Here is a 21,115-nt window from a genome sequence, read left to right as displayed (position 1 = left end):
CTTACCCGGATGTTAAGGATTAATTCAATTGTCCTACAATTGGTTGTACAGGAAAGTCACAATCATAGCTTCCTTCGGTAACAGTACGTGTATCTGGCAGGTCTGGAAATAAGATGTCGCAGTCTGTTCCGCTTCCGGTACAATCTACTGTTGCACATTGGTTAGATGGCAGGTAATAAATGCCCGGTGTCCTGGTTACTTTTCCTGAAGCTTTAGCTTCACCTTGAGATAAAAATGCTCCACCAATAGCTACTGTAGCTACTAAGGCAGAAAGAAAGATTTTTTTCATTTTGTTAATCTTTAATTTAAATGCCTACTCTTCACAGATTTTCAGCGTCCTCTGATCTATTGCAATAAAATGTCTTACTTCAGGCTTTAGCCTTTAAGGTAAATTTGGTTTTAAGTAATATTCCAACAAGTCCCAGTATTACAAATACGATATTGAAAATCAAATGCGACCCCCAGCTCATTTTTTGTAAAATACCTCCGCACGAGCAGGGCACATGCTCACTCAGGGTTAGCATTATACTGATATAAGCACTAAACATCACCATCAGCGTAAATGAGGCATACAGTCCAGCAGTTACCGTTTTGGGTACCATTAGAAATACGGAAATCACTATTTCCAGCAATGGAATAGCCCAGGCTATAACCGGAGCATAGGCTGTCAGCATTGAAGATTGCCCAATCTGGGCCTTAAATTTTTCAAAATCCAGCAACTTATTTGTCGCCGCATATAAAAAGAGCAGTACAAAAAGATAGGCAATGATAGCTACAATGGTGCTTTTGTTTATTTTCATCTGTGATTGGATTATTCATTAAATAATGTTTTGAATTGAAGCAGGAAATAAATAATACCACTGATACCGGTAAGCAGGCTTAAATCATCAGGATCTGTCGATGAGGTATGCCAGCTTATTTTTTTGTCTTCAACGTTTATTGCCGTATTTTCAAACAAGCGATATATCCAGCAGGCCCGCCGTTTCCATTCCTGATGCTGTGTAATTCTGGCTGCTTCAGTATATACCAGCCCAATCCCTGCCATTCCTGTTTCCAGATTGTAATTTGCACTTACTGCGTAAGCAGGGCACTTCCAAAGCATTTTTTCTGCTATTTCTTTGTATTCTTTAATTTTCAGATGCTCGTAGGCATGCAAAAATGTCAATGCAGTAAAAGCAACTTCATTAATCATCAGCCTTTGATTAAAATTTCTTTTAAGCCATAGCAATCCCTTTTCAATAGCATATTTCGCTTCGTTGCCGGGCAGCACCCTATCACACTGAATAAGGGCCATGATAATCCCGGGCATCCCATCTGTTAAACCAAACAATTGCTGATCTGTTATCCCGGTATCTCCAGACCAGGAACCATCCCTTAATTGCGCAGTAACCAGTACATTCAGGTAGCTCATGATCCGGTCCTTCAAATAAGCGGTAGGATCATTATTGAAAATCAGGCAGGCTGCCAAAGCCTGGCCTGCTATGCCAGAACGTAAAAACAAACCATCCGATAAACTATAAAAGCAATAGGTCAGCCGCGTCAAATTTTCGGCAGTGATACTAAATAAGCCCGTTAGCATTCCATAATGTAATGCCAGTGCATTGCCGGCAAGTCCGTTTACAAGGCCAGGTGATTTATTTGGTTGAAAGTTTTTGTGATTTTCGATATGCTCCAGTAAAAAGGAGCTGATATACTGGTGCATTTGGTTAGCAGTATAATTTGCCCCCGTCAAATAAAACAGGTATGCCATTTCAGGTAAGGCAGATATGGCGATACACTTGTTTCGCCCACAGAAGGAATAAATCATGCCCTGCAGCGCTGTATCAATAAAGGCTGTTATCGCTGATCTTTCAGGAACAAGTGCTACTTCATCAATTCCGGTTATTGCAGGGTCAGTTTGTCCCTTAAATTTCCGGATAATCTGTTTAATGGTATCTAAGGATGGCCTTTCCATGGGTTCTTCAAAAAAACATGCTTCGAGTAAGCCCGATATCATATAATCTCCGATAAAGTAATGCAATTGGATCTCAGCTAAACCTGGTGTCTTAAGTTCGAACTTATATGGCGGGAGATTGGTAAAAAAAACTATCATCAATGCCCCAAGGCTGTATATGTCTTCCTTAACAGTAGGTATTTTATTCTGTTGCTGTTCTGGCGACATATAGCCCGGAGTACCCAAACCAAACGCTGGCAGCGGGTACATCAGTTTTTCGTGGTAGGCCAATTCCAGATCGATCATATACAATTTTTCTGTTTTTGTAACCAGAAAATTCTCTGGAGTAATGTCTCTGTGCAGGTAACCCTCACTATGTAATATTTCAATGGCTTCTATTACTTTTAAAAGCAGTACTAATAATTTTTTACGCTCATTGATGTCCAGCTGTAACCAGGTTCGGCCACTATAAAGCGTATTGATAAACTCGGTTAAGGTTTTACCTTTTATAAACTCCATAGTAAGCCAGGTACTATCCGCTGTCTCAAATACTTCCAGAATTTTAGGTGTATTAACCCTTTCGGCCAGGTCCTGGTGTATTTTTTGCTGCCACAGCAACCTGTCGGTAATGTCCCTTCCTGCATCATCACTCCACATATAATGCACCCCCTCTTTAATTACACATTTAGCGGGGATATAAAACTTCTTCAAATAAAGTGCTGTTAAAACATCACCTTTTATATGTTTTTTAAGTGTGCCTGTAATGAGATAGGTATGGTTTAAAAACCCTTGTCTATTTGCACGAGTAATAACATCTGTTCCATTTCCGTTTACTGAATTACTTATGTATAACAACCCACCCAGTGGTAAGCAGCCAGGAACAGCAGGGCCCTTATAATTTTTTGATATGCCTATAAGCTCCTGTAGTATCCCACTTTCATTTTCCCCTACAGGAATATAAATCGTCATTATTTTGCCAATATTATCTACACCATAAATGCCACTTAAAACTTGTTTAGCAGTTTGCCTGTCTTTCACTATCCGAAAGCTTATATTGTTTGCGGTTAGTACAGGCACTACTTCAACCAGAAAATCAGCAATCTGGTTCCGTATAACTGATGCATATACGACCAACATACCGGATATTGAAGGCTGGCCAACAGCCAGAAAAAGATGGTCTGATGTATAATCAACACCCATTTTATCAAGAACCAGACTATAGTCTTCATTAGTAATGACCTTTTTATGCGTTGCGTTTAGCGTAGTTTCCATATTATATTTATTCCATCTTCTGATGACATTTCCTAAAATTTTTGATAATGTTACCCCCTTTCGTTAGCAGTATATTTACCTGTTCCGACTTTCGCCATCCAGAAAAGGCCACGGTTCAAATAGGGTTTTATGATCAGTTTTTTCATACCCAAAATTACTTGCAGATGCTAAGAACGTGTTGTTCACGGGTATACAATCCTGTTGTCTGGCTGTGTACATTCTTGTTGTACAGCAGCGCGTTTAGGATTGTCCTATTAAATTCCTTTCCTTTATTTTTTTGAGCTGGTTGATGTACCCGCCCCGCTTTAACCGAACGTGACTGGCCTGTACAGCCTGACTTGTGCAACCAACGAAGGCTGGATTTTCTTTAATAAATTGGGCTACACGGTCTATAGGCTCTTTATGCAAAAGCTGCGCCCGTTCCTGGTAGTACTGCTCGTTTTTTGAGGATAGATATTTTATCCATTTATCAACCTCTGCGTAACTGATCATCAGATCTTCCAGTTCCGGATAACCGATAGACAATACCGTTCCCCCTTCTATCATACCTATATAATCGGTTCGCCCTTTCTTTTCCAGTAAACAGGGGGTAAAAAAGATAAACTGTTTTTTTTTCCAGATCCTGGTACCCCAGGTATTATTTGTAGCAGTGTCTTTAACAAAACTATGTACCATTGATGAAACAGGAAGCCACATTCTACCTTCATTAAATTCGCCTGGTACTTCCAGCTCCTGACCTTTGATGGTATTGTGTAACCGGCAGGCCGCATATACCCGATCAATTAAACTTTCTTTAGGATTAACAAAATGCGACAGAATACATTGATCTATCAGTGTTTTTTTAATATTGTCCATAAGTTTGGTTCTGAGGATTTTATGTGGCTAAAATTGCATCTTCAGCTCAAATCACATTATTTTTTTGATTTTAAACACAAAATCATTAGTCTTTTATATTAATATTTGGTTAGTTATTTTTAAGAGGGCGAAGTTCATTAAACCAGCTTTATTTCTTATGGGTCAATTCCATTAATTCTAACGGGTCAATTTTAACCTCTCTGGACATTTCGCAAATTACATTAGTTTCGTGGCCTTATTATTCATAAAATATGTTCTTATGGAGCCGGACAAAGAACTGTGGCTTATTCCTGGCCTAAACCGCGGGTTATATACCTCTCAGGTTCAGGACTATATTATCGATAAAATTGAACAGGGCAAACTCAAACCATTTGATCTATTGCCCCCTTACAGGCTTGTAGCAAAGAAAAACAACATCAATAAAAATGTGGTGATGCGGGCTTATGCCAGGTTAACTGAACTGGGCTGGTTAAAAAGCAGGATAGGTTCTGGTACACAGGTATCTCCGGATTTTCCAGGACACGATTTATTGTACCCACCTACAGTTTCAATTTTCAAAATGCCTGTACCCCTGCACAAGCTAAACCTTGAGCTGATCAAACCGTTCAACTTCAAACACACCTTTGTCAGTGTAGGCTTCGATGTGCCTAGCCCGCAATATTTCCCATCTACTGAATATTATAAGCGCTTTAAAGTCCGTGCCGGATCTTATGCAACCAAAAGCCAGGTACAGCAATTAACTTATCTAAATGGTCAGATCTTAAAAAATGTAGTATTGGAATACAACGGGGCCAGAAGAAGTTTTAGCAGAGATCCTGACTGTATGCACATCATTACAAGTCGCACCGAGTGTTTAACCAGCGTATTTTGCACCTTGCTGGAAGCAAGGGATATTGTTGTTAGCACCTCGGTACAGGATATGGAACTTAACCTTGTACTTCAAAAAACCGGCGCACAGGTGATTTATATGCGCACACTTGACCCCGATCTGGTTTATAAGTTAACTACATTGCTGGAAAAAACAAAAATTAAGGCTTTCTATTTACGGCCGGAATGTAGTTATCCCGAAGGCAATACCTTAAGCGCTGCCACCTGTGAAGCTTTATTAAATATCGCGAAAGCAAATCGTTTTTATATTGTTGAGGAAGACGATCAGCATGAGTTTTTGTATGATTATGCCCAATTTAAACCGCTTATCAATTATGCACATGAAGGTCATGTAATTTATATAGGGGCTTTAAGTATGTTAACTACCTACGCGCAAACCATCAGGACCATTCTGGCCGCCGCTCCTATGATCAACAGGTTTAAAAGCTGGCCGCTATCCCCTTATTCTTACCGTAATATCATGAATGAACTAGTTATTGCCGATCTGCTGAACACTGGTGAATGGACCGCCCCGCTGCATCGTTTAAAGGCTGAGAAAACAGAACATCGATTTCAGCTTAATTTGCAATTGGAGAACTATGTAAGCGGTATGGCTACGATTTATAAACCTGTTTGCGGTTTAACTTTCTGGCTTCATTTTCATAGTCCGCAGTTGTTAAAGGGATATATGGAAATGCTTACAGCGATAGGAAAAACAGTTCCCTACCTGCCTTACAGTCAAAGACCAAATGATCACATTCAGGACATGCGTCTTGGTTTCGGGTCTTTTGACCTGAATGAAGTAGAAGAAGCTGCTAAAATTATGTATGAAAAGTTTAACAATACGGGCCATGGTTAAAATAAACAATCCCGATCATTTTTAAAACCGGGATTGTCTCTTTACATCGCTATTTTAACCTGATCAGCTCTACATCAATGTCCAGGTAGTCGGCAAGTTCCTGCCGGGTAATACACTGATGTTTTTCCTTGTTCAAAATTAATTTCAGGTGTTTCAGCAATTTTTGCGCATACCGTTGCTTACGTCCGGTAATCGCACAAATATCCTCGGGATATATGCATACTCGTTCCATGTTAAGGTTTAGTTGTACCGCAACAGAATAAGTGGCGAATAGCACAATGGTCAATTAACCTTTGTGGAACCTAGCCTTGCAGCTGGTTAAAAAATTCACTAATTCGCCAATATACTAATTATTGGTTAATCAATAATTTAATAACGCACATAGCGAATAGCATGTCAATCGCCGCACACTAAGCACAAAACCAAATATTGTAACTAAAAACGCATATCATAAGTGATTACGCATTAAGCGAACAAAGCGCCCCTAAGCTTTTTCATCAAAGGTATTTTCGGTTTATGAAAACAGCCGCAGCTTATACCATGCTATTAAAAGCCACGCCTTTTGCCGTGATGGCTGCAACCCAGGTTCTGGTGTGTGTACCCGGCAGCAGGACTGAAAGAGGCATCAGCGAGGACTTGGGTAGGAATACTTCAGGACAAGCTGATCCTGTATTACTCCCGGCGAAGACCTGCTCCTATCCTATTGCAAAAAAGTGGTACTGCGCTCACAAAATGAATTTATTAACCCTGAAACATAAACCTTTTAACATTTAAAATTATGGCAAAATTAAAAAGGGGCATTTTGGGCCCCATAACTGGTAAATTAGGTCCGATAATAGGCTCATCATGGATGGGAATCCCTTACATTAAACAGGCACCGAGGACAAAAGCTGAACCCATCCCACCTACAACAGCGCAGATCGCCAACCGGCAAAAAATGAAATTTGTAAACCAGTTGCTTGTACCTTTTCAACCTTATGTAACTATTGGCTTTGCTAATCTAGCCATTCGCAAAACGGCACTTAGCGTTGCCTATTCGGTTAATTACCATGCGGCAATTACAGGAACCTACCCTAACCTGGGTACCGATTTTTCAAAGATGATCATCAGCCAGGGTGATTTACCAAATTTAAATACCGCAACTGTAAGGTTAACTGCAGCCAGCCAGATTGAAATTACCTGGCTACAAAATGAAGATAGCAGGGCTTCATTTGATGACCAGCTGATGTTGGTGCTTTACTGCCCGGACCTGAATTTGGCCGATGGTTTTACCGGAGGTGTTAAAAGAATGGCTTTGCAGCATCATTTTAGTTTTAACCCACAATTTATTGGCCATGCGCTGGAAGTTTATTTAAGTGTAAGTTCTTTGAACCGAAAAAAGATAGCCGACAGCATTTATATGGGAAGGATGGAACCATTATGAGAACGCACACAACCCTAACGCTCAGAAAATTGATTGTGAATGATATGGACCTAAGAAAGTATGAAATGACACAACAGGAAATAAATGTTTGGATAGAAACTTTACCCAGAGTGGCTGAAGAAATGCTTAAGCATCTTGATCAATTTTCCTATAGCATTTTTGGAAAAGAGCTGATCCGACGACAGATCCGGCAGGTACAACGTGAAAGCATTTATCTGCTGGATGCGGCCGACCGCCACCAGCAATTGTCCAAACCACTGCTTCCACTAAAAAAGGCTGTCGTGACCTGCCTCGATCAAATTATAGGGCATATTAATGAACATTGCAGCCACTATGCCAGCGATGAAGTATGTTTACCTAAACTGCATCTTAAAAAGGAACAGATAATTATAGCAAATCAATTTGACATACTATGTGCAGGCTTAACAAAATTAAATGTAGAAGCTGAACTGCAAAAGGTAATCAAGGATCCGGTTTCAGACCTATTGCGGAGCAAACGTTGCAGCTATTACAAAATAGCTTACCTGAAACGTGTGATGGACATATTGATACAGGAATGCGAAAAATGGGATAAAAATTATATTTCATCCCCGTTGATCCGTCAATTGTATGAAACCAATTTTAATTCGGAAAGCTTTATAAAATATTACCAGAAAAGCATTACTGAAGACCTTGCAGAAATGGAGACCATTGACGAAAAGTGCAGTAAATTGTACAGGTACCAACATGATTTTAGTATGCATAATTTTCGGAAGGCTGCAAAGGGTTTTGATCCGAACTGCAGCAAGATCAATGAGATCCTTTTAAAGTTCGTGAAAACCGAACTGGGGTGTCTGGAACGGTTAAAACAGGTTATCATGCCTGTTGCAAGGCCTGGTATCGTTACACCTGCTTACAAAAACAGTATGCATGCTCCTGATGGAAGCTATAAGATACGCACTGATATGAGCGTAGACCAGCTGGCCTACTTTTTTAAACTGCTGATTAAAGCAAAAGTAATAGATGTTGGTGTGCGTACAGAGCTGATGGCCTTTGTGGCCGGAAGTTTTAACACGCCGGGTACAGGGAGCAGCGGCATTTCTGCAGCCAGTCTGGAAACCAAGTACAAGCAGGTGGTGCAAAGTACAGCTAAACACATCAAGAGCAAGTTGATGCAAATGATAAAGCATCTGGATGAGGAATTCACTATTATTTAAATAAAAATTTTATTGCCCTGGTACTGGCAGCAACCCTGTTTTTAAGCTGATTTACATAGTGGGTACCATACCCCCCGGGACTGCCACAGTTCTGAATAAATATTTCTCTTTGCATGGTCATCAATGAAATATCCGCCCTCAACTCCGGGGTACCAGTCCATCCTTAAAGGCGTAAGGATCGACTGGTCGCCAAAGATTTTTCAGGTTGACGAACGAACAGATTTTTTAACCTTTTAATCCTTAAAATTATGGGAATTATCAGACAAGGAGTCCTCGGTGGATTCCGCAAAAAGACAGGCAGCGTGGTAGGCGCTTATTGGCGTACATTAGATGTGATCAGGGGTTTACCCAGGATAAGTAACAAACCCCCTACTGAAGCGCAGATCAATCAGCGTTTTAAATTTGGTTTGGTTACCAAATTTTTAGCTCGGATTGGCGGTTTAGTTGACCAGGGCTTTGGAGCCGCTGGCGGACCAACCAGCGCAATGAACGAAGCCGTTTCCTACAACCTGCGTGAAGCCATTACCGGCGTAGCACCCAATTTCAGCATCGACTACAGCAAATTGAAGATCAATAGGGGTAAATTGTTGCTGGCCAATGGCATTGAGGTATCCATTACAGTAGCAGCCCGTATCGATTTTATTTGGCTGAACACGGTGCCCGACGGGAAGTATAAGGATGCTACAGACAGGGCCAATGTGGTGGTATATAACCCTGTAAAAGACAGCCTAGTTGTTTTGCCAGGTGCTGCCGCCCGAACAGCTTTAAGCTACAATTTATTAGTACCTGGAGATTACAGTGGTGATGAGGTGCATTGCTACATTAACTTTAGTTCAGTAATCCATAAAAAAATGGTGTCCGATACTTTTTACGTCGGAGCGTTCATTGTGCTATAAGCTGAATTGATAGGAAGGGCTGTTCGGGTAGTTGATTTGCAGCTTAGGTGGACACCGCGTGTGACGCGCAGTTCGCAACCTCTGCCTGGGCAGCCTTCTTTTTTGTAAACAATTAAAAATTAATGTGATGAATACTTTAAAAATAGTGAAGAATGAGATTTCGGAAAGAGATCCATTTGTTAATCGGTTTATTAAAAACAGCACACGCAATTATCCGGCGTATGCGTTGGTTGGAGTACTTCTGTTGTTATGGCTATTGCTGCAACAACTACTTGTGCATGCTGATCCGACAGCGGGCTACATCCATCCGAATATATGGCTGCTGATCTTGCTTAGCCTGATTTGTTTTACCACAATTTTAGGATTGTGTTGGTGGCTGTTGCAACAGTTTTGGATAAAACTCGGTTTGCCCCTACTTGGCAATATGGTTGAACAATTTAAAAAAATGGAATCATGGCAACAATTAGGATTTTACTGGGCATCGCTTGGTTTGCTATTGTGGGCAGCAGTTGGCGTACTGGCAGCAGTTCTATAAATGATGGCCGGGAAAAGGTTCTCGCTATTGCAAAAAAAGAGATTGGTGTTCAGGAAACTATGGAAAACAGTGGCGTGCGGGTAGATCAGTACAATGTCTATGCTGGTTTAAAGAAAGTGCCCTGGTGTGCTTCCTTTATATCCTGGGTGTTTGGGCAGGCGGGTTATCCGCAGCCCAGGACCGCCTGGAGCCCTGCCTTGTTTCCAAAAAATCGACTTGCCGGGAAACCGGTGCCCGGCCTGGTTTTAGGCATTTATTTTAATGACCTGAAACGCATAGCGCACTGCGGCATTGTCGAATGGACAAAAAACAGCTGGGTTGGCTCGATTGAGGGGAATACAAATGTTGCCGGATCAAGGGAAGGTAATGGTGTATATCGCCGCGTAAGGCACAGCAGAATGATATATTGTTACGCGGATTGGACGGGGGAAGGAGTTAAGCAATGAGAGTTTTAACCATTTTCCTTTTACTGGCCATGCTTGTAGCAGGTTGTAACCTATTTAAAAAGACAAGCAAAACCAGCAGTTCTGCAAGCCAGACCGCCTCAAAGCAATCGGAAGCTGATATGCTGGTTTTGAAAAATGCAGATAAAGAAACACAGGTATTCACTTATTGGAATGACAGTGGCCTGTACCAGTTTCAGCAAATTAAAGAAAAGCGGGGCATAGCAAAGGCCATTAACCTGGCAACTAATGAAAACAAAATTGATAAAAAAGAAAACCATACAAAACAAATCGAACCCACAAAATATTGGATTTATATTGGGCTTGGGTTAATGGTTGTTGGATGTTATGTGTTGCTTAAAAAGAGGTGATTTAATAGGCAATGTAGATAACTAAAGAAGCCTTCAAATTGTGCAGTTGCTGACTGCACAATTGAAAGGCTTTAATATTACAGTTACAATGAAGTGTTTAATTGAGCAATGATTTGATTAACATATACCTGAAGTATCTTTTCCTGTTCAAGTCTATTTCTACCACTTAAAGTTTTCAAGTAAGCATATAGTTCAGCCTCCTCCCGATCTAAAAAGTGTAGATTTTCAGATCGGTTACGTTCTCCTTCTACACAAAAATCCTGGAAGGCATCAAATGTTTGTCTGTCCATCATTATACTTTTCGTGTGTTGATAGTAACTGCGGATCTGGTGCAGGATTTGAAAACCGTGCTCATCGATATCTCCCCAGTAAAAAATACACTTATCTAGAAGCCATAAGGCATTTTTCAAATGGCTAACGTTAAATCCTCCACCACTCCAAATGGCGATAGCGCGGGGCATTGCCGGAAGAGTTAAAAAATTCATCTTATTTTCAGCAATCAGTACGGTACTGCAGCCCCAATCCATTCGATTAAAATCGGAAAGACAGACAGTTAGATCGGTAATTCCTCCTTGCAGGGCCAGCTTTTCATCTAACATTCGGATACGGATCAGTGGCTCGTCGTGCCTTAAATAATATCTTTCAACAAAACGTTTTTGCTTTGGGTTGCGGATATCACCTGGTATAAGAACATTTAGTAGGGTCTGCAATAGAGCAGCGTTTTCCTCTATAAATTTGGTATGCACCGGTATGGGCAACTGTCGCAGATATACGTTGGGTCTTGGTGTGGCTATAAAATACCGGCATACAGTAATTATTGAATTCCAATCTAAAGTAGAATTGGTCAAAACCATAGAGTTATCCCTAATCCAGTCTTTAAGTTGAGGTAGGTTACACATCAACAATTCGCAGTTGCTTAAAAAAGAATTGTATTCTTTTTTCTTCCCTATAAATGACAAATAATCTTCAGTGGTCTCAAACTCAATAACATCAGGGATTTCATGTGTCCCTATTCGTCTAAAAGTTTTATCAGCGGTTTTAATCCGGTAACCTGAACCAAGTACATTTTTTGAATATTTGTATAGCTTTTCTATTTGCTGCTGGTATAACTCAAGCCTAATGGTAATCTGTGATGCATGTACTTTCCCAATGCGGGCTATTTGCTTAGGAAAAAATAACTCATTATTATCAGTATTGAATTTACTTCGCAAAAATGGCTCCCACCATTTTAACGCCTGGCGCTTTATTTCTTCGGGACTGATCATAGTTAAACATCGTTTTCTTGAAATACCCCATTAAACCTGGCTTTTTCCTTATGATACTCTGTCTTGGTAAAATTGCTTACTTGTGAGTTGTTGCCATCCCTATTGCTGATAAAATGGAAAGAATTGACATGTCCTTCTATGATGTGTATTTTTTGTAAAGGTGTAACAATTAACAGCTGTAAATTTAGCTTCTTAAACAATTCAAGGCCGTATCTCGTACTCTCGTCACTTCCGCGTCCAAAAGCCTCATCAATAACTACAAAACGGAAACTTCTGCTTTTTCGCTCACCAAACTGTAGGCCGAATTGATAGGCCAATGCGCTTGCAAGTATGGTATAAGCCAGTTTTTCTTTCTGCCCGCCACTTTTACCACCAGAACCTTCATAAAACTCTACTTCTTCGTCATTTTCGTTAAGTCTTTCACTCGCATTGAATTCAAACCATTGCCTAACATCGGTCACAGTATTGGTCCAATCCCGATCAATATTATCCCCGCTTGCAAAACGGTCTAAAATTCGCTTCACCTGTTCATACTTTTCTTCAGTGTACAGGTCGGTACTGCTACTAAACGAATGGATGTAACATTTTTTGAGTTCTTCTCTAAATAACCGCACCTCCTTGTTCACCGTTGGATCTATCAGTATGATGATGTAGGAATCCTTTGTAGAATTGTAAACAATTTCACTCAAATGCTCATTTATCAACTTGATTTTTTGCCTGATATCATTTTCGTGCTTCTCAAGCTTGCTATCGAATGTGGCAATGCTTATTGATCGTGTTTTTGTTTAGTTCTTCCTTAAATCGGTTCTCATGTCTTTTCAGATCTTCAGTTTTAAGCTTTTCATATTTTGCTATGTACTCAGAACGTGCATCTATGCTTTCCGAGATTTCATTATATTCTACTTTAGAATGCTCTTTAATTTCCCTCATTTTGCGCTCTACTGTGGAACGTAACATACCCAGCTTATGTCTTAATTTTTTGAGCTCGCCCTGTTCTCCTTCAAAATGCCGTTTAAATTGGTCCCGCTCTTTATCAATTGTATTCAGACGCAATTCTTTTCCGGACAAATGGCTGTCAACTATCGGAAAATACAGTTCCATTTGCGATGCAGAAACTTGTATCTATATCGTGTTGCCTGATTTCCTGGTCAATTTGTTCAATACGTTTTCCTCCATTGTTTTCTATGTCCTGCAGCAACCCTATTTTTTTATTCTCTAGTTCACTAACCTGATCTGCCAATTTTTTTTGAAGACCGGTTGCATTATTCAATTTCTCATGCTGGTGTTGTATGGCATCCTTTAATAAGCCTAGCTTTTGCCTTGCAAACCATGCAGGTACCACGTCCAACATAGCCTCCACATGATCTATCTTTTTAGCAACCTCATCGTATTCAATTGCGGAGGAAGTTAATGGCGCCAAAATTTGAGACTGTTCGCGCGCGTTTACCACTGCTGCATGTGCTTTGTTTAAATCATCAAAACGACTGAGCAATGCAGAGATCTGTTCTTTAACATCTGTACGCTCAAGCATCTGATCGCGTACAAAATCTGTTAAGCTACTTACAGACTTCATAGACACAGTCTGGTAAAAAAGATCTATAGCTTTATCACTGTTCATTCCAAAAAGCCGTCTGAAATGCTCACTATATTGACTAAAATTGTCATTAAACAATTGTACACCCTCGGTATTGCGTAATCTTTTACGCAAATCATTGATATCGGAAAACCCGCTAAAATGCTTTAAAATGGTAAGCGGTAGTGATCCGATGATAAGCAACTTGTCAACCCTACCCTCTTTGCCAATCCAAAATACCTGTGACAGGCTGATGTGTTCATTATATCCCTCGTTATGGAAATTTGCTGTAATTACTGAATAGGTATTGTCATCAGGACGGAGGTATATTTTCTTGGCAACTTTAGTAATCTCTTCTTTTTCCTTTTTATATTCTCCTTTTACATAACTCAATAGATTACGTTCTTTTCCTTCTGCTCCGGCAGCCTTATTGAACACTATTTTATTGTGAGGAACCAGCAGACAGGTCAATGCGTCAACTAAGGTGGATTTACCGGAACCTATATCGCCGGTAAGCAACGCATTTTGACCATCAGGCTGAATTTGCCAGCGCATCTTATCGAATGTACCCCAATTTAGAACCTCCAGATATTGTAACCTGAAACCTGCTTTGTTCAGATCCTCTCCGTTTAAAAAATCTTCACTCATTTGCTAATCAGTTATATTTTTGTCTGTTGCATGCGCTTGCAGTCGGGCCAGTGTGTCATCAATCACTGCTGCATCTATATATGCCCTGATGATACGGTGGATTTCGTAGCTTTCCTGTTGCTCATCGAGCTTACGCAGAAAACCCATATCCATAACTTTGTTGATAGTGGCAACTATTTTATCCTGCTGTTTTACTTCATCGTTGGCAATTGGAAGGAATATTTTAAGCCGGTTTACAATTTCATCCCTTGTCACAATTGCCCTGACTGTACCGCCAATTGCATCTTGTTCAAGCAAAAACTTTCTTAATGTAAGACACAGCAGGGAGACAAAAAAATTAAGCTGCCGTTTTTCTGCCAGGCGAGGCAGCTGCTCATCCTCTACATCCAACTGCCTTAAAAATGCATATCCATCACTCCTATCTAGATAAAGATCCAATCCAAAGGGTAAATAGTATCTTTTTACCTGGGGTTCAAATTGTATCAAATTTTCCCAGGCTTCCTTTTGAAAACTAGTAACTACTCCCTTAAGTAAGGAAATCAGGCTTAGAGAAAAATCTAATTTCATAGTCTATCGGTTAAAAATGATCAATGGTGCTGTTAACTCGTATTGATTTCCCGTATCGGAATTCAAAAGGTTGAATATTTCCGTTTGGTTGTTGTTGATAAAATGTTTGTTATTGGTGGTAGCGATTTGCATATAACCTAATACTTCAGCAATGCCCTTGGATGCGTGATAATGTTGCAATAGCTCTGAAAGTGAAACTTGCGACTTATGCTGTAATAGTAACCTAATATTATTATTCAATTCTTCTACATCAACATAAAACTGGTCAAAAAGGATATCGGTATTGACATCTGCAAAACCTTCATTGATAGTGGTTTGTTCAAAAGCTATCTTTATTGGCGGCGTAAAAAGAGGTCTCTCCATAACAAATGAGGGTCTGAATACGCCATCAATTTCCATTAGGGGTTGCTGCACATCTATAGTTTCTTTATTTTCAATCAAAAGATGCTCAATCGCCTCTATACTTTGCATAATGTATTTGCTTTCAGAAAGGTTTTTCTGTTCAACGTATTTGCGCAACTGCGCTATAAGACCATCATTGCTGCGATTAACTTTATCACCGGCATCAACCAGATTTGTTTTAATACGATCGACAATTTGTTCTTTTTTGACCTGTTTTATTGCGGGAATATCATTTATCCTTTCGAGCAAATGCTCCAATTCTTTCTGCATGCTTTCACTCATCAGAAACTCCCAAAAAGCCTTAAAACTTTTACCCTGGTCGGTGTTCCACAAATAATCCTGCTGTTCAAAAATGTCATCAAGCAGAGCTCCTTTTGCTAAGTTACTCTTGATAATGGTTTGTCTGGTCTGGGTATCCAGCTCGCGGAAATTTTCTTCCACCTGTCGAAAATCTGCCAGCAAACTTCGGGCTGTTTCTTCGGCAAGAAAATAATCTTCCTTAATACGAGTATCTGAAGGCCTTTCGTAATTACCTTTTCTGATTTCGTCTATTTCGAGGTCAATTTTCTTGCGTTCTTCTTCTAAATGTTTGATCCGGTCATAGGGACCGGCATTCTTATTTACAATTTGCTGCAAAAGTGAAAAAAACTGGATAAGTCTGCTATGGGTGCCCACAAATTGTTGTTTATTTAAATCATCTAACCATTTCAAGGCATTTTCTGATGCTGGAGACAACTCATAAACGGGTTCATCGGCCGTTTCATAATACCTGCGCAGATAACCCTGTCAACCCAGTCCTGAAGATAATCTAATGCTGCGTTAGGGTATTCTTTTATCCCCTGCCGATCCAAAGAAAATATAAAATCACCTAAAAGACTTACTAACCTAGATTGCGTATAAGATATTCTATTTTGGGCTTTAAATACCAGATGAAAAAAGCTAACCAATAATGGAAAATGGTTTGCCCGCAGAATTTGCAGTGTTTTATCATTTCGATATAAGGAGAGTGCTTTATCGTAATTCATTGGATTTATGACCGTTAGTTATATGTGAACGTAATTATATTCAATGAAAAAACCAAATTATTAACGAGCTTTCTAATTTATATCTAGCCTTAAGCCATATAAAATGATAGTTATGGTTAGCTATAATTATCTATACTTAGCCACAACCCATCTAAAAGCATGGTTATGGCTGAGTATAATAAAAACCAAGTCAATTAAAGGACTTTGGTTTCGATCTGGATTTCCAAATGCGATTTGCTTCCTCCATTATTTCTTCAGTTGTTTTCAAAATTCCTTGGATATACTAATAAAGTATCAGAGAATGGCCATAAATATATATACCCGGACTGTAGTAAAGCTAAAATAATGAAACGGGCTTTTAATGAAATTGCGCATGATAACTATAATGTAAGCCAGATTTATTTTCTTGCCAAAAGAAAAGGTCTGCTTTTGTTCAAGGAATAGTTTTTATCAGGCAATCCGGAACCCAACTTATTGCGGTAATATTTTTGTACCAGCATATAAAAAGGATCCCGAACAATTGATCAGAGGTATACATGAACCTATATTACTGTAAACCTGTTTAATAAGGTCCAGGATATTCTTAATCGGAAAAAAAGCCAGTAAATGGAAATAGGAAAGTCTCCTTGCCAGAAGAGCTAATCTTAAGATTTTTTTTGCTGTGCCCCGATTGCGGAAAAAAACTATCTGGCAGTGCCTTTAAAGGACTTACTGCCCGGTACTTTTATTATCATTGTGTATCGACTTGCAGCTATCGTATTCGCGCAGATAAAACAAATGAGGCTCTTATTAATTATATCAAAAAATGGAAGCCAAAATGCTGTTTTATTTCGCTTTTTAAAGCTATAAAACGAAACCTTATAACCGATAATTACCTCATAAAAAATCCTGGTTAAGCTTACAACAAAACAAGCGGACTTCTCAGCAAATAAATTTGGACCTTTCAGAAAACCTGTGCCCCTCTCACTTACGTAATTTTGCTTCATAACATTAAAATAAATAATCATGACAAAGACAGTATTAGTAACTGGAGCTTCAGCAGGAATTGGAAAAGCAACCGCAATTTATTTAGCTGAAAATGGCTACAATGTATATGGTGCAGCTCGTAGAACCGATAAAATGCAAGATTTAAAAAATCACGGTATTAAAGCTATTTCGTTGGATGTGACAAAAGAAGAAAGTATCTTAGCCTGTGTAAATCAAATTTATAAAGAAACGGGAAGTATTGATATTTTAGTCAACAATGCCGGTTTTGGTTCATCAGGAGCTATCGAAGATGTTTCGATGGATGATGCCCGCTACCAACTGGAGGTAAATGTTTTTGGAGCAATGCGTTTAACCCAGTTGGTACTACCAAAAATGCGTCAAAACAAATACGGAAAAATAGTTAATATTTCTTCGATTGGTGGAAAGATAGCTTTTCCAATGGCAGGTTGGTATCACGCAAGTAAATTTGCTTTGGAAGCTTTGAGCGATAGTTTACGACTGGAAGTAAAATCATTCGGAATTGATGTGATTGTTGTTGAACCTGGTGGTATAAAATCAGAGTGGGCTGACGTTGCAAACCAAACATTGCAGCGTACATCGGCCAATACTGTTTACAAGGATATGGCGGCAAGTTTAGAGAAGTTAAACGAAAACAAGAATTTCCCTGAACCTATAGTAATTGCCAAACTCGTAAAAGATAGCATCGAGGCCAAAAATCCTAAAACGAGATATTCTGGCGGCTCTAATGCCAGGCAAATTCTATTGGCACGCAAAATTGTTTCAGATAAAATGCTAGACAAAATAATTATGGGCCAATATAAAGGATAATGGAAACAAAAAATCAACATAACATCATTTTATTTTCTTCCTTAACGGGTGAATTTACTCACGACCCATTTGTATCCGAACATTGGCTTGTTTTTATTATATCAGGCTTTTCAGAGGTGTTTTCACCTGAAGGAGTTATTTCTCATCCGCCGGGAACCTTGGCTTTGGTACGAAAAAATCAATTGGTAAAAACTGTAAAAAAAGCAGATGGCGAAAAACCTTTTAAGTCCATCAGTATTTGTATCGACCAGCAAACCTTGAAGAATTTTAGTGCCGAATATGATATCAAAGCAGACGGGATTTATTTAGGAGAACCCAATCTGCAAATAGAGAATGATGAGTTCATGAAAGCTTATTTCAATTCGTTGATGCCTTATTTTCAGCAACCAGATAGACTAACTTCAATTTTAGCACAGACTAAAACAAAAGAACTGATTGAAATTTTGCTTGGAAATCCAGCTCTTAGAAACTTTTTATTTGATTTTAGCGAACCCTATAAAATTGATTTGGAAGCCTATATGAACAGGTATTTTTCATACAATGTCCCTATTCCACAATTCGCAAAACTCACAGGTAGGAGTATTTCATCATTCAAAAGGGATTTTACAAAGACTTTCAACGCTACACCCGAAAGATGGCTGCAAAAACGAAGGCTAGAAATGGCCTATTTTCTCATTTCACAAAAGAAAAAAAAACCTACCGAGGTTTATTTAGAAGTTGGTTTTGAAAACTTATCCCATTTTTCAACAGCTTTCAAGCGAGAATTTGGCGTAAATGCTTCTTTCGTTTAGCACATAAGCTTCATCTTCTAATAGAAAGTCTTATTATTTTCAGCATCGTGAGTTGTATCGATATGTTTTGACCTCCACACCAAAGCAAAATTGACCTTTACAACAAACTTAGGCAGTGCTGCTTTAGGTAATTTTGTACTATTAAAATTTAAAAAATGGAAAATAAAGAAAATAAAGAAACAGTATTAGTAACAGGCGGAACAGGTTTTGTAGGTTTTCATACTATTTCACAGCTATTGCTGCAAGGATATACCGTTAAAACCACAATACGTTCATTAGCCAGGAAAGAAAGCGTCATTAATGCTTTAGAAGAAGCAGGGATAACCGATTTTAGAAAACTATCTTTTTTTGAGGCAGACTTAATAGCAGATGCGGGTTGGGACGAGGCTTTGAAGAATTGCGACTATGTCTTACACGTGGCATCGCCATTTCCGTTAGTTGAGCCTGAAGACGAAAATGAACTGATCATACCTGCCCGGGATGGTTCTTTAAGAGTTTTAAAGTTTGCAAAAGAAGCAGGCGTAAAACGTGTTGTACTTACTTCTTCGTTTGCGGCAATTGGCTATGGTAAAAATCCAAAAGATCATATCTTCACTGAAGAAGATTGAACGGATGAAAATGGACCAATCCAGCCCTATATCAAATCAAAAACGATAGCCGAGAAAGCAGCCTGGGATTTTATCCAAAAGCAGGGAGGTGATTTGGAATTAACCGTTGTTAATCCAGTTGGTATTTTTGGTCCGGTCATCGGAAATATTTATCCTGCATCTTATGAAGGTGTAATCAAAGCAATTATGGAAGGCACGGTTAGAGAAAGTCCGGCATTCACTTTTGGTGCGGTAGATGTGCGTGATGTTGCAGATATCCATATCAAGGCAATGTTGCATCCAGAAGCCAATGGACAACGTTTTTTAGCAACTGCTGAAGGAGCAGTAAGTTTTTACGATATTGCACAGCTAATCAAAAATGAAAGGCCTGAAAAGGCTGGAAAAATTGCAGAAATGCAAGCTACATCTGAGGAATTTTATATTAAAATATCTAATCAGAAAGCTAAGGATGTTCTAAATTGGCAGCCACGCAGCAAAGAAGAAGCGATACTTTCAAGCGCTGATTGTTTTACAAATGTTTAATTTACAATAAATACCAATTACTATAAAATTGAAATTCAACGAAACACAATCTTGCCATTTAGGCCCTGAAATTTCGCCGGAGCAGTTTATTCCTGAGCATTTTTTCTTGTGTTTATTACAAGGTTCGATGAAGGCTTATGACGGAAGAGAAAATTATTCGATTAATCCGGGCGATTATTGCATTGCCCGGAAAAATCATCTTGCCCGCTATACCAAATATAAAAATGAAAAAGCTGTTTTTGAAAAAATAGTAATCACTTTTGATGAACCATTTTTAAGGAGCTTTTTGGAAAAACATCCAATATCGATTGGTGTATTTGGTACGGATAATTCTTTTCTATTTGCAGAAGAAGATGAATTGATTAAAAATTTCATCCGGTCTTTAGCACCTTATTATAATGGCAACGACCAAATTGATCAAACTTTTGCAGATGTAAAGCGAGAAGAGTTATTGCTCATATTATTGAAAAATGACCCTGCTTTTGCCAATGTCTTTTTCAACTTCGGCATTCCCGAAAAAATCAACCTGGAAGAATTCATGAACCGAAATTTCAGGTTTAATATTAGCATGGAACGTTTTGCATTCCTCACAGGTAGAAGCTTATCAACATTTAAGAGGGACTTTCAAAAGACATTTGGGAACAATCCCGCAAGTTGGCTTAAAAAGAAACGCTTGGATGAAGCATATTTTCAAATCAGCAAGCAAAATAAAAAGCCAAGTGATGTCTATCTGGAAGTTGGTTTTGAGGATTTATCGCATTTCTCTTTCGCCTTTAAAAAAGAATTTGGACAAACACCTTCAGGAATTTTTCTTAACAAATAAAACAGCTTTAAAAATATTTCATGTGTTGTGGTTGCTTTGCTACACTTTTTCAATGGAGTTTGGAAAAACTTATGTAGTTGGTACATTGAATTCTCAAAGAATAAACTTGTCAGTTCATCAGAAATAGCTAACTGTTCACAGAACAATCGATAATACTGTTTTAATCAATTGCTGCTATTCTTTAGATAATTTACTCGGCGGAATGCCAAAATGCTTTTTGAATACATAGGAAAAGTGGGATAAATCTTCAAAGCCAATTTCTATGTACACCTCTGTAATCTTTTGCTTTTTTTCTTTCAAAAGATAATAGGCTTCATCCAAACGTTTTTGCTGAAGCCATTTTGCAGGTGTCATACTATAAATTTTTTCAAAATCACGTTTAAATCCCGAAAGACTACGACCCGTAAGGTATGCAAAGCGAGAAAG

Annotated in this window: 25 protein-coding genes and 1 pseudogene; 14 read left to right on the top strand and 12 right to left on the bottom strand. The window is 38.9% G+C overall.

Annotated features, from left to right (window positions below):
• Nucleotides 1-19: 19 nt before the first annotated feature.
• From HDC92_RS06805 to HDC92_RS06790, 4 genes are all read right to left on the bottom strand, one after another.
• Nucleotides 20-289, bottom strand: coding sequence for a DUF6520 family protein (locus tag HDC92_RS06805; protein WP_183873229.1), 270 nt, complete (start codon nt 287-289; stop codon nt 20-22).
• Between the two features lie 79 nt (nt 290-368).
• A complete protein-coding gene (locus tag HDC92_RS06800) occupies nt 369-800 on the bottom strand; it encodes a MauE/DoxX family redox-associated membrane protein (RefSeq protein ID WP_183873227.1) in 432 nt (143 codons plus the stop codon).
• 11 nt (nt 801-811) lie between these two features.
• A complete protein-coding gene (locus HDC92_RS06795; RefSeq protein ID WP_183873225.1) occupies nt 812-3,205 on the bottom strand; it encodes a protein kinase domain-containing protein in 2,394 nt (797 codons plus the stop codon).
• 240 nt (nt 3,206-3,445) lie between these two features.
• Nucleotides 3,446-4,060 carry a hypothetical protein gene (locus tag HDC92_RS06790; RefSeq protein ID WP_183873223.1) on the bottom strand — a complete coding sequence of 205 codons (615 nt, stop codon included), beginning with the start codon at nt 4,058-4,060 and terminating at the stop codon, nt 3,446-3,448.
• A 259-nt stretch (nt 4,061-4,319) separates the two neighbouring features.
• Here HDC92_RS06790 and HDC92_RS06785 point away from each other — a divergent pair, with 259 nt between their 5' ends.
• Nucleotides 4,320-5,786 carry a GntR family transcriptional regulator gene (locus HDC92_RS06785; RefSeq protein WP_183873221.1) on the top strand — a complete coding sequence of 489 codons (1,467 nt, stop codon included), beginning with the start codon at nt 4,320-4,322 and terminating at the stop codon, nt 5,784-5,786.
• Nucleotides 5,787-5,835: 49 nt separating this feature from the next.
• Here HDC92_RS06785 and HDC92_RS06780 read toward each other — a convergent pair whose 3' ends face one another.
• A complete protein-coding gene (locus tag HDC92_RS06780; RefSeq protein WP_183873219.1) occupies nt 5,836-6,018 on the bottom strand; it encodes a hypothetical protein in 183 nt (60 codons plus the stop codon).
• 284 nt (nt 6,019-6,302) lie between these two features.
• Between HDC92_RS06780 and HDC92_RS06775 the strand changes: the two genes are divergently transcribed.
• The 7 genes from HDC92_RS06775 (at nt 6,303) to HDC92_RS06745 (ending at nt 10,650) form a co-directional block, all read left to right on the top strand.
• Nucleotides 6,303-6,560, top strand: a complete 258-nt coding sequence (locus tag HDC92_RS06775) for a hypothetical protein (protein WP_183873217.1) — start codon at nt 6,303-6,305, stop codon at nt 6,558-6,560.
• A gap of 4 nt (nt 6,561-6,564) precedes the next feature.
• Nucleotides 6,565-7,209 (top strand): DUF6266 family protein, encoded by a 645-nt coding sequence (locus tag HDC92_RS06770; RefSeq protein ID WP_183873215.1) that lies wholly within the window; start codon nt 6,565-6,567, stop codon nt 7,207-7,209.
• On the top strand, nt 7,206-8,405 hold the full coding sequence (locus tag HDC92_RS06765; protein WP_183873213.1) for a hypothetical protein: 1,200 nt from the start codon (nt 7,206-7,208) through the stop codon (nt 8,403-8,405). The genes HDC92_RS06770 and HDC92_RS06765 overlap by 4 nt, the downstream gene beginning before the upstream one ends.
• A 248-nt stretch (nt 8,406-8,653) precedes the next feature.
• Complete coding sequence (locus HDC92_RS06760) at nt 8,654-9,301, top strand: DUF6266 family protein (RefSeq protein WP_183873211.1); 648 nt, start codon at nt 8,654-8,656, stop codon at nt 9,299-9,301.
• A 127-nt stretch (nt 9,302-9,428) separates the two neighbouring features.
• Nucleotides 9,429-9,836 carry a hypothetical protein gene (locus HDC92_RS06755; RefSeq protein ID WP_183873209.1) on the top strand — a complete coding sequence of 136 codons (408 nt, stop codon included), beginning with the start codon at nt 9,429-9,431 and terminating at the stop codon, nt 9,834-9,836.
• The gene (locus HDC92_RS06750) at nt 9,755-10,282 is read left to right on the top strand and encodes a peptidoglycan-binding protein (protein WP_183873207.1); all 528 of its coding nucleotides are present in this window, start codon (nt 9,755-9,757) and stop codon (nt 10,280-10,282) included. The genes HDC92_RS06755 and HDC92_RS06750 overlap by 82 nt, the downstream gene beginning before the upstream one ends.
• Complete coding sequence (locus HDC92_RS06745; protein ID WP_183873204.1) at nt 10,279-10,650, top strand: hypothetical protein; 372 nt, start codon at nt 10,279-10,281, stop codon at nt 10,648-10,650. Before HDC92_RS06750 ends, HDC92_RS06745 begins: the two co-directional genes overlap by 4 nt.
• 83 nt (nt 10,651-10,733) lie before the next feature.
• On the opposite strand, the gene HDC92_RS06740 is transcribed toward HDC92_RS06745, so the two are convergent.
• The 6 genes and pseudogenes from HDC92_RS06740 to HDC92_RS06715 all read right to left on the bottom strand — a co-directional run bounded on the left by HDC92_RS06740 (nt 10,734) and on the right by HDC92_RS06715 (nt 16,130).
• Nucleotides 10,734-11,915: a Wadjet anti-phage system protein JetD domain-containing protein gene (locus HDC92_RS06740; protein ID WP_183873202.1), complete on the bottom strand. Its 1,182-nt coding sequence runs from the start codon at nt 11,913-11,915 to the stop codon at nt 10,734-10,736.
• Nucleotides 11,916-11,917: 2 nt separating this feature from the next.
• Nucleotides 11,918-12,604 carry an SbcC/MukB-like Walker B domain-containing protein gene (locus HDC92_RS06735; RefSeq protein ID WP_183873200.1) on the bottom strand — a complete coding sequence of 229 codons (687 nt, stop codon included), beginning with the start codon at nt 12,602-12,604 and terminating at the stop codon, nt 11,918-11,920.
• A gap of 58 nt (nt 12,605-12,662) precedes the next feature.
• On the bottom strand, nt 12,663-13,016 hold the full coding sequence (locus HDC92_RS06730; protein ID WP_183873198.1) for a hypothetical protein: 354 nt from the start codon (nt 13,014-13,016) through the stop codon (nt 12,663-12,665).
• On the bottom strand, nt 12,991-14,136 hold the full coding sequence (locus HDC92_RS06725) for an ATP-binding protein (protein WP_183873196.1): 1,146 nt from the start codon (nt 14,134-14,136) through the stop codon (nt 12,991-12,993). The genes HDC92_RS06730 and HDC92_RS06725 overlap by 26 nt, the downstream gene beginning before the upstream one ends.
• A 3-nt stretch (nt 14,137-14,139) precedes the next feature.
• Entirely contained in the window at nt 14,140-14,703 is a 564-nt protein-coding gene (locus HDC92_RS06720) for a DUF4194 domain-containing protein (protein WP_183873194.1), read from the bottom strand.
• A gap of 3 nt (nt 14,704-14,706) precedes the next feature.
• Nucleotides 14,707-16,130 (bottom strand): annotated as a pseudogene (locus tag HDC92_RS06715) (DUF3375 domain-containing protein).
• Between the two features lie 626 nt (nt 16,131-16,756).
• Here HDC92_RS06715 and HDC92_RS25355 point away from each other — a divergent pair.
• The 6 genes from HDC92_RS25355 to HDC92_RS06690 all read left to right on the top strand — a co-directional run bounded on the left by HDC92_RS25355 (nt 16,757) and on the right by HDC92_RS06690 (nt 20,689).
• Nucleotides 16,757-17,026 carry a zinc ribbon domain-containing protein gene (locus HDC92_RS25355; protein WP_221270929.1) on the top strand — a complete coding sequence of 90 codons (270 nt, stop codon included), beginning with the start codon at nt 16,757-16,759 and terminating at the stop codon, nt 17,024-17,026.
• A gap of 109 nt (nt 17,027-17,135) precedes the next feature.
• Complete coding sequence (locus tag HDC92_RS06705) at nt 17,136-17,945, top strand: oxidoreductase (RefSeq protein WP_183873190.1); 810 nt, start codon at nt 17,136-17,138, stop codon at nt 17,943-17,945.
• Nucleotides 17,945-18,736: a helix-turn-helix domain-containing protein gene (locus HDC92_RS06700; protein WP_183873188.1), complete on the top strand. Its 792-nt coding sequence runs from the start codon at nt 17,945-17,947 to the stop codon at nt 18,734-18,736. The genes HDC92_RS06705 and HDC92_RS06700 overlap by 1 nt, the downstream gene beginning before the upstream one ends.
• A 155-nt stretch (nt 18,737-18,891) precedes the next feature.
• Nucleotides 18,892-19,344: an NAD-dependent epimerase/dehydratase family protein gene (locus HDC92_RS25125; protein WP_255484468.1), complete on the top strand. Its 453-nt coding sequence runs from the start codon at nt 18,892-18,894 to the stop codon at nt 19,342-19,344.
• A gap of 93 nt (nt 19,345-19,437) precedes the next feature.
• Nucleotides 19,438-19,866 carry a hypothetical protein gene (locus HDC92_RS25120; protein ID WP_255484467.1) on the top strand — a complete coding sequence of 143 codons (429 nt, stop codon included), beginning with the start codon at nt 19,438-19,440 and terminating at the stop codon, nt 19,864-19,866.
• Nucleotides 19,867-19,894: 28 nt separating this feature from the next.
• Nucleotides 19,895-20,689 (top strand): helix-turn-helix domain-containing protein, encoded by a 795-nt coding sequence (locus tag HDC92_RS06690; RefSeq protein ID WP_183873186.1) that lies wholly within the window; start codon nt 19,895-19,897, stop codon nt 20,687-20,689.
• A 174-nt stretch (nt 20,690-20,863) separates the two neighbouring features.
• Here the strand turns inward: HDC92_RS06690 and HDC92_RS06685 are convergent.
• Nucleotides 20,864-21,115, bottom strand: a 252-nt coding sequence (locus HDC92_RS06685) for a helix-turn-helix domain-containing protein (RefSeq protein WP_183873184.1), incomplete at its 5' end; no start/stop codon positions are given.

The organism is Pedobacter sp. AK017 (assembly GCF_014200825.1).
Taxonomy (GTDB): domain Bacteria; phylum Bacteroidota; class Bacteroidia; order Sphingobacteriales; family Sphingobacteriaceae; genus Pedobacter; species Pedobacter heparinus.
Note: the sequence above shows the minus strand (reverse complement) of the source record. Positions and strands in the feature narration are given on the sequence as shown.